Source organism: Rhodoferax ferrireducens (genome assembly GCF_049302455.1).
Lineage (GTDB): Bacteria > Pseudomonadota > Gammaproteobacteria > Burkholderiales > Burkholderiaceae_C > Rhodoferax > Rhodoferax ferrireducens_B.
The window spans coordinates 25,404-39,749 of record NZ_JBAQMD010000064.1 but is presented as its reverse complement, the minus strand read 5'-3'; the positions used below and the strand labels follow the sequence as shown (position 1 = coordinate 39,749).

The window sequence follows — 14,346 nt, the reverse complement described above, 5'->3', positions numbered from 1 at the left end:
GACCAGTGCCGGTCCGGCGGCGGGCGCAAAGCCGAAGGTAAATACCGCCGGAAAAATGGCGATGCCCGCCAGCATCGAGATGCACAGATCGGCGCTCATGACGCGCACCGTGGTGAGTGGGATGTTCTGATCGTCCCGAAAATAGCTGCCGTAGGTCATCATGGTGCCCATGCCGATCGACAACTTGAAAAATGCCAGTCCCATGGCCGTCAGCACCACCGACGCGGTGATTTTGCTCAAATCTGGTTGAAACAGAAAGGCCAGTCCCTGCGCAGCCTTGTCCAGCGACAGGCTGACCGCGCACAGCAGCAACAGCAGCAGAAACAGAATCGGCATCAGCTTCTTGGTCATGGCCTCGATGCCCTTGGTCACGCCCAACAGCAGGATGCCGCCAATAAACACCAGCACAGCCCACTGCCACAAGAGCGACTGCAGCGGGTCGCTGATCAGCGCGTTGAAGGCGGCCTCGGTCACCTGCGGATCGCTGCTGAGGATGGAGCCGCGCATCGCCTTGAACACATAGGCGAAGACCCAGGCCACCACTTCGGAATAAAAAGACAGAATCAAAAAAGCGGCCAGCATGCCCGCCACGCCAATCAGCCTCCAGGGCTGGCCCTTGGGCGCCAAGGCTTGCAGCGTGGAAATGGGGTTGGCCTTGGCCGCACGCCCGAGCGAAATCTCGGCCATCATCACCGGCAGCCCGACCAGCAGCGTGGCCAGCACGTAAACCAGCAGGAAACCCGCACCGCCGTTGGCACCGGTCAGGTACGGAAATTTCCAGATATTGCCCAAACCGACCGCCGAGCCCAGGGTGGCCGCCAGCACGCCAAAGCCGGAGCTAAAACCCGCCCGCGCCAGGCCCAGCTTGGGCCCGGCGGCGGAAGTTTTTTCATTCATTGCAATTGTCCCCAAGCCTTTTCCAGGCGTTTCACACTCACCGGCTGCGGCGTGCGCAGTTCCTGCGCGAAGAAGCTCACGCGCAGTTCTTCCAGCAGCCATCTGAATTCTTGCAGGCGCTCATCAAGCACGCCTTTGCGCTCGGCCACCAAGCGCCAGTAGCGCTGTTCCAATGGGCGCAACTCAGCCAGGCGCGCGGCATCGCGGGCCGGGTCGGCACGGTATTTGTCCAGCCGCGCGGTGATGGCTTTCTGGTAGCGGGCAAAGTGCTGCAGCGGGCCCCACGGCGACAGGATGAGAAAGCGCTTCGGCATCAAGCGGGCCAGTTGTTGGGCCGCGTCCGCAGTGGTCTCCGGCGCATTTTTGGTGTCCTTGATCTTGCGGGCGGCGGTGGCGTATTCAGCCAGGATGGCAGCGGCCAGGCGTGCCACTTCATTGGCGATCAGGGTCAGGCGTCCCCTGCCTTCGTCCACCCGGCGCTTGAAGTCGAATTCATTGGTCGGTAGCGGGTCGAGCAGAAAGGCCCGGTCCAGCGCCACGGCGAGGATCTGTTCACGCAATTCTTCAATGGTGCCGCCACCGCTGCCGTCGGCGCTCTTGCCGACCTGCATGAAGGTGACCGCCATTTTCTGCAGATCGGGAATGTTCTTTTCCAGGTACTTGAGTGCGTCCTTGATCTGCAGCGAAAACAGGCGGCGCAAGCCGGCACGGTGTTTGGCGGCGGCGACATCGGGCTCGTCAAACACTTCGATCATGACGGCGTCGCCGGCATCGATCAGCGCCGGGTAGCCGATCAGGGTCTGGCCGCCTTTTTGGATTTCGAGCAGCTCGGGCAACTCGCCGAAGGTCCAGGCGGTGTGGCGCTGGCCTGCGGGGGCAACCGGAGTAGCTATGTTTTTAATAGCTTCCTTTGTACTATGGGAGCGGGCTAGAGGCTTATTTTCCTTAAAGACTGGGAGTGCGGCGGCGTCCTTGGCCATTTTGAGTCCGGCCAGGGCCTGGAACGCACCACGCGCCTTGGCACCCAGTTCGGCCTTGAGCGCACCCAGGTTGCGCCCGGTGCCGAGCTGGCGACCATGTTCATCGACAACCCGGAAGTTCATGAAAAAATGCGGGCTGAGCATATCCATCTTGATGTCGGCACGAACCACATCCAGCGAGGTCGCCTGGCGCACCAGTTTCAGCACCGCATCCAGCAGGCTACCGTGGCCGAAGACCTCCGGGACGTTCAGCGCTTCGGCCATTTTGCTGGCCGTGTCGGGCAGCGGCACCAGGCGCGAGCGCGGGCGCTGGTGCAGGGTTTTGATGAGTGCCTGAATTTTGTCTTTCAGCATGCCGGGCACCAGCCACTCGCAACGCTCCTCGTTGACCTGGTTCAGCACAAACAGCGGCACCGTCACGGTCAGGCCGTCTTTGGCATCGCCAGGTTCGTGCAGGTAAACAGCAGCGCAGTCCACGCCACCGAGCCGGATATTTTTCGGGAAGGACTGGGTTGTGATACCGGCGGCCTCATGGCGCATCAGCTCTTCACGCGTCAGCAGCAAGAGCTTCGGGTTCTTCTTGATCTCCTCGCGGTACCAGTTCTCGAAGCTGTAGCCGCTGCACACTTCGGCCGGCAGTTGCTGGTCGTAGAAGGCAAAAATCAGCTCTTCATCCACCAGCACGTCTTGCCGGCGCGCCTTGTGCTCCAGGTCTTCCACCTGTTTGATGAGCTTCTGATTGGCCTCCAGAAATGGCAGTTTGGTCTCCCATTGGCCAGCAACCAGGGCTTCGCGAATAAAAATCTCGCGCGCCGCCACCATGTCGACCCGGCCAAAGTTCACCCGGCGCCCGCTGTAGATGACGATGCCATAGAGCGTGGCACGCTCCAGCGCCGTGACCTCGGCCACCTTCTTTTCCCAGTGCGGATCGAGCAATTGCTTTTTCAACAAATGGCCGCCCACCTGCTCCAGCCATTGCGGCTCGATGGCGGCAATGCCGCGGCCAAACAGGCGCGTGGTTTCCACCAGTTCTGCGACCACAATCCAGCGGCCCGGTTTCTTGACGAGGTGCGCGCCCGGATGCGGATAAAACTTGATGCCGCGTGCGCCCAGGTATTCGCCTGATGCGCCCTCGGTTTCCAGTTTGCAGCCGATATTGCCCAGCAGGCCCGACAGCATCGACAGGTGCAACTGCTCGTAATTGGCGGGCAGCGTGTTGAGGCGCCATTTGTGCTCGGCCACCACCGTATGCAGCTGCGAATGAATGTCGCGCCATTCGCGCACGCGGCGGATGTTGACGAAGTTTTGCCGCAGCAGTTGTTCGTATTGGCGGTTGGACAACTTGTGCTGGCTATGCCCTTCGACAGGCTCAGGGCGAACGGTTCCAGTTCCTACACCGGTTCCACTCCCCGTTCGTGCTGAGCCCGTCGAAGCGCCTCCCCGGCTGTTTTCAAGCCACCTCCACAGCCTCAGATAACCGCTGAATTCGCTCTTTTCGTCGTCGAACTTGGCGTGTGCCTGATCGGCTTGCTGTTGCGCTTCCATCGGCCGGTCGCGCACGTCCTGCACGCTGAGCGCCGAGGCAATAACGAGCACTTCATCCAAGGCACCGCGCTCCCGTGCTTCCAGAATCATGCGGCCAACACGCGGGTCCAGTGGCAGTCTCGCCAGCTCCTGGCCCATGGTGGTCAACTCGTTGGCATCATCGACGGCGCCGAGTTCATTGAGCAACTGGTAGCCGTCGGCAATGGCACGGCCCGACGGGCGCTCAATGAAGGGGAACTCTTCCACCAAACCCATGCGCAACGACTTCATGCGCAGAATCACGCCGGCCAGCGATGAGCGCAGGATTTCCGGGTCGGTAAAGCGTGGCCGACCATTGAAGTCTTTCTCGTCATAGAGCCGGATGCAAATGCCGTTGGCGACCCGGCCGCAGCGCCCGGCACGCTGGTTGGCAGAACTCTGGCTGATCGGCTCGACCAGCAACTGCTCCACCTTGCTTCTGAAGCTGTAGCGCTTCATGCGCGCAGTGCCGGCGTCAATCACGTAGCGAATGCCCGGCACGGTGAGCGAGGTTTCGGCCACGTTGGTGGCCAGAATGATGCGCCGCCCGGTGTGGCCGTCAAAGATGCGGTCCTGCTCCGCCTGGCTCAGGCGCGCAAACAATGGCAGCACCTCGGCGTTGCGAAACACAGGCTGGTGGCTCAGGTGGCCGCGCAGGTGATCCGCCGCCTCGCGGATTTCGCGCTCGCCGGGCAAGAACACCAGAATGTCGCCACTGTTGTGCACGTCGCGCCAGAGTTCGTCGACGCCGTCGGCAATGGCCGAGTTCAGGTCGTAGTCGCGCGATTCTTCAAATGGCCGGTAACGCTGCTCCACCGGAAACATGCGGCCCGACACCATGATGACCGGCGCCGCAACCAAGGGCCCCCACGCTCCGCGCTGCGCCTCAATGCTGCCCCCCGAGGGGGCTTCGCCTGGCTTGGGGCGGCCCGGCGCCAAGCGCTTTCTACTGGCAAAGTGATCGGCAAAACGTTGGGCGTCGATGGTGGCCGAAGTCACAATGATCTTCAGGTCGGGGCGACGCGGCAGGATCTGGCGCAGGTAGCCCAGCAGAAAATCAATGTTGAGAGAACGCTCGTGCGCCTCGTCGATGATGATGGTGTCGTAGGCTTTCAGTAGCGGGTCGGTTTGTGTTTCGGCCAGCAAGATGCCATCGGTCATCAGCTTAACCGAGGTATCGCGACTGAGCCGGTCCTGAAACCGGACCTTGAAGCCCACCACATCGCCCAGTGTCGTCTTCAACTCTTCGGCAATGCGTTTGGCGACACTGCTGGCGGCAATACGGCGCGGCTGGGTGTGGCCGATCAGTTTGCCCCGGCCCGCGGGATAGTTCAGCTTGCCGCGCCCCATGGCCAGGGCGATCTTGGGCAACTGGGTCGTCTTGCCCGAGCCGGTTTCTCCGCACACGATGATGACCTGATGCTGCTCCAGCGCAGCCATGATCTCGTCGCGTTTACCCGACACGGGCAGGGATTCTGGAAACTCGATTTGGAGGGGCAAAGCAGTCAAGGCAATAAACTTCGTAGAGAATCGGGGATTATCCCAGCCCTTGTCCCTCCTTTATCCTCGCTGCATTCGCATGACCTCTGTTTTCAACTTCACCTTTGTGCCCTGGTTTCGCTCGGTGGCACCTTACATCCATAAATTTCGTCACCAGACGTTTGTGGTCGGCATTGCGGGTGAGGCGATTGCGGCCGGCAAGTTGCAACACCTGGCGCAAGACCTGGCGATGATCCAGAGCATGGGCGTCAAGATTGTGCTGGTGCATGGCTTTCGACCCCAGGTGAGCGAGCAGCTCAAGGCCAAGGGCCATACGGCGCGCTATTCCCATGGCATTCGCATCACGGACGAGGTGTCGCTGGACTGCGCCCAGGAGGCCGCTGGCCAATTGCGTTACGAGATCGAAGCCGCCTTCAGCCAGGGCCTGCCCAACACGCCGATGGCAGGCGCTACCGTGCGCGTGATTTCAGGCAATTTCCTCACGGCCCGACCGGTTGGGATTGTGGATGGTGTGGACTTCCAACACTCGGGTGTGGTGCGCAAGATTGACACCGCAGGCATCATGCGCTCGCTGGACATGGGCGCGCTGGTCTTGATGTCCCCGTTTGGTTTTTCGCCCACCGGTGAGGCGTTTAACCTGACCATGGAAGAGGTCGCCACCTCGGTGGCCACAGCCTTGCAGGCCGATAAGCTCATTTTTGTGACAGAAATCCCGGGCATTCGCATCCACCCGGGGCAACCAGAGAGTGAAGACAACCCGATTGACACCGAGTTGCCGCTCGTCACGGCCGAAAAAATGTTGACTGAATTGCCTGCGGCCAACCAGCCCACCGATACCGCGTTTTACCTGCAGCACTGCGTCAAGGCCTGCAAAGGCGGTGTGGAGCGCAGCCATATCATCCCGTTTGCAGTGGATGGCGCGATCCTGCTGGAGGTTTATGTGCATGACGGCATTGGCACCATGGTGGTGGACGAAAAACTGGAGAGCCTGCGCGAAGCCACGGTGGACGACGTGGGTGGCATCCTGCAACTGATTGAGCCGTTTGAGAAAGACGGCACGCTGGTCAAGCGCAGCCGCACCGAGATCGAGCGTGACGTCGGCAACTACACGGTGATTGAGCACGACGGTGTTATTTTTGCCTGCGCCGCGCTCTATCCCTACCCTGAAGCGCGTACCGGCGAAATGGCCGCCCTCACCGTGTCGCCCCAAGTGCAGGGCGAAGGTGACGGCGAGCGGGTTCTGAAACGCATTGAGCAACGCGCCAGGGTCACCGGGCTGGAGAGCATTTTTGTGTTGACCACCCGCACCACGCACTGGTTTCTGAAACGCGGCTTTGTACTGGTCGACCCGGACTGGCTACCTGAAGCCCGCAAACGCAAGTACAACTGGGACCGGAAAAGCCAGGTCCTGGTGAAAAAACTTGGTAATGCTTGAGGGCCAGAAGCTCGCAAGATTCAATGAATTGAATCTGAGCTGAGTGAAGCCTTGTTGATCAGGAAACGCGGCGACTGGCTTGGCGCCAGATCAGCGCCAGGGACAGCATGACGACGAGGCCGAAAACCACAAATGTCCAGTTGGCAATGGTGCCGCCCAGAAAAGTCCAGTCGATCTTGCTGCAGTCGCCACTGCCTTTGAAAATCATGGGAATAACGCGCTGCAGCGGAAAAGTCTCGATCATTCCATAGAAGTCGCGGCCACAACTGACCACTTCGGGCGGATACCACTGCAACCAGCTTTGCCGGGCCGCCACATAAGCACCAAAGCCGCTGGAGCCCAGCATCAGCACAGATCCCCCGAGATGCAAGCCTTTTCTGCCGCTAGCCCCCGTCAATGCTGCGATGATAGCTATTAAAACAAGAGCATAGCGCTGGACGATGCACATCGGGCAGGGCTCCAGCCCCACCACATGCTGCAGGTACTGACCGAACGCCAACATGCCGATGCTTGCCAGACTGACAAACGCGAAGATGCGGCGCGGGGAATGATCCAGCCAGCCGGTCACAACCTGAAAACTCATCGCTATCCTTCATGGAGATAATCATGGGACGAAACGCCCGATGATTTGGGGCTGCTTGAGGAAATAAGTTCCCGCGTCCCCTCAAATCCGTCTGAAATCAGATGATCAGCCCGCCGCCGCCTCGTCTGCCGCTTTGCAGGAGGGCGAGCACACCGCCTGGGATTTGCCAAGTATCTTGCGTGTGACCATCTGTGAGCGAGCGCGATGCTTGCCACACAGAAAGCACGACATGGTCGCAGCCCCGAACGACGTTGCCGCCGTGAAGGGAGAACCCGATACTTTGGATTTGTAACGCAGGCCATCGGCCAGCATTTTGGTTTTTGTGTCTGCTTTTGCCATAGCGCGTATTTTACTTCAGTGGCAGAAGACACGGTGACTTACCCATGATTCTGACCGGATGAAAGCAATGGCCACTCAAAGCTTGCTAAAGTCGTGGCTTCGCAAAAAAATCGGGAAAAGGCTCAAATGGCACGCACTGTGAACTGCATCAAACTCGGCAAGGAAGCCGAAGGACTGGACTTTCCGCCCTACCCCGGTGAGTTGGGCAAGCGCATCTGGGAGAGCGTGAGCAAACAAGCCTGGGCCGACTGGCTGAAGCATCAGACCATGCTGGTGAATGAGAACCGCCTCAATCTGGCGGATGCCCGGGCCCGTCAGTACTTGGCGCGTCAGATGGAAAATCACTTTTTTGGTGGCGGTGCCGACGCCGCCCAGGGTTACGTACCGCCCAGCGCCTGAAGCTGTTCGTGCATAGCTGAGCTTGTGGCGGCCACTTGCCTGCATGGATGCGGCCTGCCGCAAGCTTGGCGCGGGCGTGAAGCCTGGCGTATCCTGGAAACCCGTTTTGGTCAAGGGCTTCATTTTCTGACTACCTGGCAGGCTTGGCGCAACGACCCGCAGCGCCCCAGAATGCTGCACTATGTTGCAGTGACAGCCGCGCCGCCTGACATCGATAAGTTGCTGGCCGGTACGGCGTCATCCCCCGAACTCCTGTTGTTGGCCAAAGAGCTGGCGCCACAGTGCTTGGACTTGTTGCCTGGTTTTCAGCGTTTGACTTTCGATGGGGGCCACGTCTTATTGACACTGTGCGTGGGCGACCTGACAGCGATGTTGCGGGCGCAGCAGTTCGCGGCTGATTCGATTTACCTGACTCCCGATCCTGCTGACTGCCCAGGCCACTGTGCAGCTTCGAACTGGCGTGTTTGGACCGCCAAGGCCTTGGCACGCTGCTGCCGACGCGGCACCACACTGGTAGCCCCAGTGGATGCCAACCACTTGTATGCTGACTTGAAGCAATGCGGGTTTGAGCTATCGACCAACCAGGCGGGTCAACCGACCGGCCCACAGGTAGCGCCGACAAACCTATCACTTCGCACTCAGTTCAACCCTCGCTGGACGATCAAAAGCACCCGCAACACATTGCCCGGGCGCGCCATGGCGGTCAGCAGTTGTGCCGTCATCGGGGCGGGGCTGGCGGGGGCCAGCGTGGCAGCTTCACTGGCGCGACGCGGCTGGCAGGTACAGGTACTCGACCAGGCTCATACGCCCGCCGCTGGCGCGTCTGGACTGCCAGTTGGCCTGGTGGTGCCCCATGTGTCGGCCGATGACTGCGTACTGTCGCGCCTGTCACGCAGTGGCGTGCGACTCATGCTGCAGCAAGCGCGCAGCCTTTTGCGGCAGGGACAAGACTGGGATGCCACCGGGGTCTTGGAGCGCAGGCTGGACGGCACACCGGGCCTGCCCGATATCTGGCACCCACAGGCCGCCTGGCTCAAGCCAACCCAATTGGTGCGCGCCTGGCTGGCGCAGCCCGGTATTACTTTTCAGGGTGACGCCAAGGTAGCGGCCCTTCGTCAGCGCGGGAATGAATGGGAGTTGCTGGACACAGACGGTGGTGTGCTCCACCGTGCCAGCCGGGTGGTTTTCGCTAACGCGGGTGGTGCCATGGCCTTGCTTGAAACACTGCAGGCGAAACTGCCGGCCTTGAACATTCGCGTCAATCAATTCCCGGTCATGCAGGGCGTACGGGGCCAGGTCTCCTGGGCCATGCACACCGGGCTGCCGGATGCAACGTTCCCTCCTTTTCCGATCAATGGCGCAGGCAGCATAGTGCCCTGGGTGCCGGTCGATGAGGATTGCGGTCAGGGTTTGGCCTGGTTTGTTGGCGCCAGTTACCAACCCGACAGCCAGCCACCAGCGCCAGACGAAAAAAATCATGCGACCAACCTGGCCCGTTTGCACCAGCTGAGCCCGAAGCTGGGCCAAGCGCTGGCGGGCAAGTTTGCCGCAGGTGCTGTCAACGCCTGGAAAAACACGCGTTGCGTCACCGCTGACCGGTTGCCAGCCGTCGGCCCACTCGACCAGGTTGACCACCCGGGCCTGTGGATGTGTGCTGGCATGGGGTCCAGAGGCTTGAGCTTTTCAATGCTTTGCGCCGAATTGCTGGCGGCGCGCTGGAGCGGCGAGCCGCTACCGATTGACGCGGGCCTGGCCCGCACACTCGAAGCAAGGCGTGGAGCCGACTGTCATCGAAATCGGCTTGACAGATCGCCTGAACTGCCAGTATCCTGCGCGCCATGAGAATTTCAGCCACCCTTGCCCTCCTGATCGCCCTTTTGTTTGCTGCCAGTGCGCAGGCCAGTCCGTCAGGGGCGAGTGATGACCTGGATAAATTCTTGATTGATGAAGGTCTGCTGGCACGCATTGATCAAGTTCGACAGTCGGTCGGCTTGAAAGCATCTGAATTGGTCTTCACGGCCATGGGTTTTCTGGGTGTTCCCTACCGGCGCGGCGGTAACACGGCAGAAACCGGCTTTGATTGCAGCGGTTTTGTCCGGGCGATGTATCAGCAAACGGTTGGCTTGATCTTGCCGCGCAAAGCGGAACAGCAGGCGGCAGCCACCAAGGTTATTAAACGCACCGACCTGCAGCCCGGCGATCTGGTGTTCTTTAATACCCTGCGACGCGCCTTCAGCCATGTGGGCATTTACATTGGTGAAGGCAAATTCATTCATTCCCCCAAACCAGGCGCTCAAGTGCGGGTAGAAGACATGGGCGTGGCTTACTGGAAGCATCGCTTTGATGGCGCTCGTCGAGTGCAAACTGCCGCACCTGATGCGCCTGCGCTTGAGCCTGAAGCTATGCAGCCAATTGAACCCACGCTGCACTGAATAAAATCATTCCCGCCAACTGAACCAAACGGCAACTGTCTCAGCACCGGATGCGTGCGCATTTCTCGGCGCCGCATGGGAATTACTCAGTGAATCTACTTTGACGTCAAAGACACTTCAAGCCAGGCGAGCGGCACCTTTGTGCGGCCATCTCGATAGTGCCGAAATGCTCAGATGCACCTGAGGTCGGTCTGAACCAACCTGACACACCCGATGACTATGGCCCCCCAAAAAATTTCCGCAACACAGATGCTGCTGTGCGGCGCTGCCATCGTGACGCTGTCCATGGGCATACGCCACGGCTTTGGCTTGTGGCTGCAACCGATCACACAAAGCCAGAACTGGAGTCGGGAAACCTTTGCCTTCGCCCTTGCCATCCAGAATCTGGTCTGGGGTTTCACTGGCATTTTTGCCGGCATGTTGGCCGACCGCTTTGGTGCCTTCAAGGTCATTGTGGCGGGTGCCGTTTTGTATGCGCTTGGATTGGTGGGCATGGCGACTGCCACCACGCCACTGGTTTTTGCCTTGACCGCTGGCGTATTGATTGGCATGGCGCAGGCGGGCACGACCTACGCTGTCATTTACGGGGTGATTGGACGCAACATCGCGCCCCACAAGCGCTCCTGGGCCATGGGTGTGGCAGCGGCAGCGGGGTCGTTCGGGCAGTTTTTAATGGTGCCCACCGAGGGCCTGTTAATCAGTAGTTTGGGCTGGCAAGAAGCCCTGATGGTGCTGGGTGCGGCCTCCCTGATGATGGTACCGCTGGCTTGGGGTTTGCACGAACCGGCGTTGGCGGGCAGCTTTGCCGTGCGCCGGGAACAGAGCATATTTCAGGCGTTGGGAGAGGCTTTCAAGTACCCTAGCTTCCAGTTGCTGATGGCGGGTTATTTTGTTTGTGGCTTCCAGGTGGTGTTCATCGGAGTGCACATGCCGAGCTACTTGCGGGACAAAGGTCTGTCGCCCCAGGTGGCGAGTTACGCGCTGGCGCTGATTGGCTTGTTCAACGTCTTGGGCACCTATGCAGCCGGGGTGCTGGGACAGCGGATGCAGAAAAAAAACATTCTGGCGTTCATTTACCTGACCCGTGCTTTTGCGATCAGCATCTTTCTGGTTGTGCCCTTGTCGCCGGCTAGCGTGTACATATTTTCCAGTGTCATGGGTTTGCTGTGGCTCTCTACGGTCCCGCCAACCAACGCCACGGTAGCGCAGATATTTGGCGTGGCGCATCTTTCCATGCTGAGCGGTTTTGTCTTTTTCAGCCACCAAATCGGCTCTTTCATGGGCGTCTGGCTAGGCGGCTACCTGTATGACCGCACCGGCAGCTATGACCTGGTCTGGTACATCGCCATTGGATTAGGCGTGCTGGCGGCGCTGGTCAATTTGCCCATCAAGGAAGCCTCCATTGTTCGCAGCCAAGCCATGCAGGGCACATAAAGCGTCATGAAACCCGGCCTCAAAATTCTGCTCTATGCAGGCGCCATTTGCGTGCTATTGGCTGTGTTTGCCCTGTACACCCGTCCTGATTTTTTGGTCACCTTGGCCAATCAGGTTTGGGCCTGCTTTTGAGGAAGGTCATCATTTTGGATTTGTTGTCAGCCGCTACGGCGCATGGCCTGGGGTCCGCATCGAGTTGGGTGCAGCGTTGGTCTCACCTTGTTGCGCGCCATGGGTCCGTGCTGGACATCGCGTGTGGGCAGGGCCGTCACATGCAATGGTTTGCCGAACAAGGCCACGCGGTCACCGGTATTGATCGCTCACCCGATGCAATTCGGGCGGCGAGTCGAATGGGTGAGGCGGTGCTGGCTGATATCGAAAACGCGCCCTGGCCGCTGATGCACAGAGGCCATGCCCGCCAATTTGACGCCGTGATTGTCACCAACTACTTATGGCGACCGCTATTTGGGGTAATAACCCAAAGCGTCGCGCCGGGCGGCGTGCTGATCTACGAAACGTTTGCCCAAGGCCATGAAACCGTCGGCAAGCCCTCAAACCCTGATTTTCTGTTGCGACCGAACGAGTTGTTGACAGCTTTCAAGAGCCTGCACATCGTCGCTTTTGAAGATGGTTTTCTGGATCACCCGCCTCGCTTTGTACAACGGATCGCCGTTGTGCAGCCCGATTTAGGCGAAGGAACCCGGCAGACTCCAGCGCGATACACGCTCTAGGTAGAATGCACGTTTACTGTTAACTACCCCTCTGACATGACATCCTCAACCAGCCAAATCACGGGCAGCATCGTGGCGCTTGTCACCCCCATGCTTGATGATGGCAGCGTGGACTACCCCGCCCTGCGCAAACTCATCGACTGGCATATCGCGGAGGGCACCGACTGCATTGGCGTGGTGGGCACCACCGGTGAATCACCCACGGTCAACGTGCAGGAGCACTGCGAAATCATCCGCGTCGCGGTTGAGCAGGCCGCAGGGCGCGTACCCATCATGGCCGGCTGCGGCGCCAACTGCACGGCCGAGGCGATCGAACTGACCCAATTTGCCAAAAAAGTCGGCGCAGATTGCCAGCTGCAAGTAGTGCCCTATTACAACAAGCCGACCCAGGAGGGTCAGTACCGGCACTTCAAAGCAATTGCAGAGGCGGTTGATCTGCCCATGATTCTCTATAACGTTCCCGGTCGTGCCGTGGCAGACATGGCACACGATACCGTGCTGCGTCTGGCCCAGGTGCCTGGTATCGTTGGCATCAAGGAAGCCACCGGTCAAATTGATCGAGCGCAATGGTTGATCCGCGAAGCGCCCAAAGGCTTTGCCATTTACTCCGGCGATGACCCAACGGCGGTTGCCCTGATGTTGTGTGGTGGCCATGGCAACGTTAGCGTCACGGCCAATATTGCACCCCGACTGATGCACGAGCTGTGCGTGGCCGCGATGGCCGGTGACACAAAACGCGCCATGGAAATTCAGTTCAAATTACTGCCTTTGCACAAAAATCTGTTTATTGAGGCCAACCCGATCCCCGTCAAGTGGGCGGTGGCGCGGCTTAAGCTGTGCGGCGGTACCCTGCGTCTGCCCATGACACCTTTGACCCCAGCCAACGAAGCGGCGCTTGAGAGCGCTTTGCACGCCAGCGGTTTGCTCTGATCGACTCGGTCTGCCATCATTTATTACCCTTGGGAACCTATTTGTGAATCATTTTTCCAGACTCTCACTATTAAGCCTGTCATTGGCGTTAGCAGCATGCACGGTGCTTGATGGCGACAAAATCAACTACAAAAGCGCCAGCAAAGGCACTTCGCTTGAAGTGCCTCCAGACTTAACCCAACTGTCGCGCGAAACCCGTTATGCGGTGCCCGGTGGTGCTGTGTCGGCATCGAGTTTCCAGTTGGGTCAAGTGACTCAAACGGTACCGACCGCAACCACCTCGCTGGGAGATGTGCATATCGAACGTGCGGGCAACCAGCGCTGGTTGGTAATCAACCGTCCGGCCGACAAACTTTGGGAGCCGGTGCGCGACTTCTGGCAAGAAAATGGTTTTCTGCTGGCGATCGATCAAGCCAACCTTGGCATCATGGAAACTGACTGGGCCGAAAACCGGGCCAAAATTCCACAAGACTTTATTCGCAACACACTGGGTAAGGTAATTGATTCCCTGTATTCAACCGGCGAACGCGACAAATTTCGCACCCGGCTGGAACGTAATGCAAGCGGTGGCACCGATGTTTTCATCAGTCATCGAGGCATGATTGAGGTGTACAACAGTAGCGCTAAAGACACCACGGTGTGGCAGCCCCGCCCCGCCGACCCAGAGCTTGAGGCGGAATTCTTGCGTCGGTTGATGGTCAAGTTGGGGGTAAGCCAAGAGCAGTCCAAGGCGCTGTTGGCGGCGGGCGCCAGCCCGAGCAGCTCCCGCGCGACGGCGATCAACGGACAACCCGTGGTTCAAATCGACGATGGGTTCGACCGGGCTTGGCGCCGTGTTGGCTTGTCGCTTGACCGTACCGGATTCACGGTCGAAGATCGCGATCGTGCACAAGGCGTCTACTTTGTCCGCTACGTAGCCCCTACGGCGGACAAGGCAGAGCCAGGCTTCCTGGGTAAACTCTTTGGCGCATCAAAAGCTGATGCTGCGCCACTGAAATACCGCATTGCGGTCGTCAGCCAAGGAGCGTCAACGACGGTTTCGGTGCTCGATGCTGCTGGAAAACCTGATACATCCGCCAATGCGCAACGAATCGTGAACGTTATCGCCGACGACCTCAAGTAA

13 protein-coding genes are annotated in these 14,346 nt (G+C 59.4%); 9 read left to right on the top strand and 4 right to left on the bottom strand.

Going from position 1 to position 14,346, the window contains the following annotated elements; translation table 11 throughout:
* Window positions 1-897 (bottom strand): sodium-dependent transporter (locus tag WA157_RS11280; RefSeq protein ID WP_422621044.1); only part of this gene is annotated, 897 nt, incomplete at its 3' end.
* Complete coding sequence (hrpA, locus tag WA157_RS11275) at window positions 894-4,880, bottom strand: ATP-dependent RNA helicase HrpA (RefSeq protein WP_422621045.1); 3,987 nt, start codon at window positions 4,878-4,880, stop codon at window positions 894-896. The genes hrpA and WA157_RS11280, both read right to left, overlap by 4 nt.
* Window positions 4,881-5,019: 139 nt before the next feature.
* Here hrpA and argA point away from each other — a divergent pair, with 139 nt between their 5' ends.
* Window positions 5,020-6,375, top strand: a complete 1,356-nt coding sequence (argA, locus tag WA157_RS11270) for an amino-acid N-acetyltransferase (RefSeq protein ID WP_422621043.1) — start codon at window positions 5,020-5,022, stop codon at window positions 6,373-6,375.
* A gap of 58 nt (window positions 6,376-6,433) precedes the next feature.
* Here argA and WA157_RS11265 read toward each other — a convergent pair whose 3' ends face one another.
* On the bottom strand, window positions 6,434-6,958 hold the full coding sequence (locus WA157_RS11265) for a disulfide bond formation protein B (RefSeq protein ID WP_422621042.1): 525 nt from the start codon (window positions 6,956-6,958) through the stop codon (window positions 6,434-6,436).
* 105 nt (window positions 6,959-7,063) lie between these two features.
* Window positions 7,064-7,297, bottom strand: coding sequence for a hypothetical protein (locus WA157_RS11260; protein WP_011464395.1), 234 nt, complete (start codon window positions 7,295-7,297; stop codon window positions 7,064-7,066).
* Window positions 7,298-7,423: 126 nt separating this feature from the next.
* Between WA157_RS11260 and WA157_RS11255 the strand changes: the two genes are divergently transcribed.
* The 8 genes from WA157_RS11255 to bamC all read left to right on the top strand — a co-directional run bounded on the left by WA157_RS11255 (window position 7,424) and on the right by bamC (window position 14,346).
* Window positions 7,424-7,696 carry an oxidative damage protection protein gene (locus WA157_RS11255; RefSeq protein WP_011464394.1) on the top strand — a complete coding sequence of 91 codons (273 nt, stop codon included), beginning with the start codon at window positions 7,424-7,426 and terminating at the stop codon, window positions 7,694-7,696.
* Window positions 7,697-7,720: 24 nt separating this feature from the next.
* Window positions 7,721-9,538, top strand: a complete 1,818-nt coding sequence (locus tag WA157_RS11250) for an FAD-dependent oxidoreductase (RefSeq protein ID WP_422621041.1) — start codon at window positions 7,721-7,723, stop codon at window positions 9,536-9,538.
* Window positions 9,535-10,128 carry a C40 family peptidase gene (locus tag WA157_RS11245; RefSeq protein ID WP_422621040.1) on the top strand — a complete coding sequence of 198 codons (594 nt, stop codon included), beginning with the start codon at window positions 9,535-9,537 and terminating at the stop codon, window positions 10,126-10,128. The genes WA157_RS11250 and WA157_RS11245 overlap by 4 nt, the downstream gene beginning before the upstream one ends.
* A gap of 213 nt (window positions 10,129-10,341) precedes the next feature.
* Window positions 10,342-11,562 carry an MFS transporter gene (locus WA157_RS11240; RefSeq protein ID WP_422621039.1) on the top strand — a complete coding sequence of 407 codons (1,221 nt, stop codon included), beginning with the start codon at window positions 10,342-10,344 and terminating at the stop codon, window positions 11,560-11,562.
* Window positions 11,563-11,568: 6 nt separating this feature from the next.
* Window positions 11,569-11,694, top strand: a complete 126-nt coding sequence (locus WA157_RS11235) for a hypothetical protein (protein WP_279587706.1) — start codon at window positions 11,569-11,571, stop codon at window positions 11,692-11,694.
* A gap of 14 nt (window positions 11,695-11,708) precedes the next feature.
* A complete protein-coding gene (locus WA157_RS11230) occupies window positions 11,709-12,293 on the top strand; it encodes a class I SAM-dependent methyltransferase (RefSeq protein WP_422621038.1) in 585 nt (194 codons plus the stop codon).
* Window positions 12,294-12,329: 36 nt separating this feature from the next.
* Window positions 12,330-13,223: a 4-hydroxy-tetrahydrodipicolinate synthase gene (gene dapA, locus WA157_RS11225; protein WP_422621037.1), complete on the top strand. Its 894-nt coding sequence runs from the start codon at window positions 12,330-12,332 to the stop codon at window positions 13,221-13,223.
* Window positions 13,224-13,266: 43 nt separating this feature from the next.
* Window positions 13,267-14,346, top strand: coding sequence for an outer membrane protein assembly factor BamC (bamC, locus tag WA157_RS11220; protein ID WP_422621036.1), 1,080 nt, complete (start codon window positions 13,267-13,269; stop codon window positions 14,344-14,346).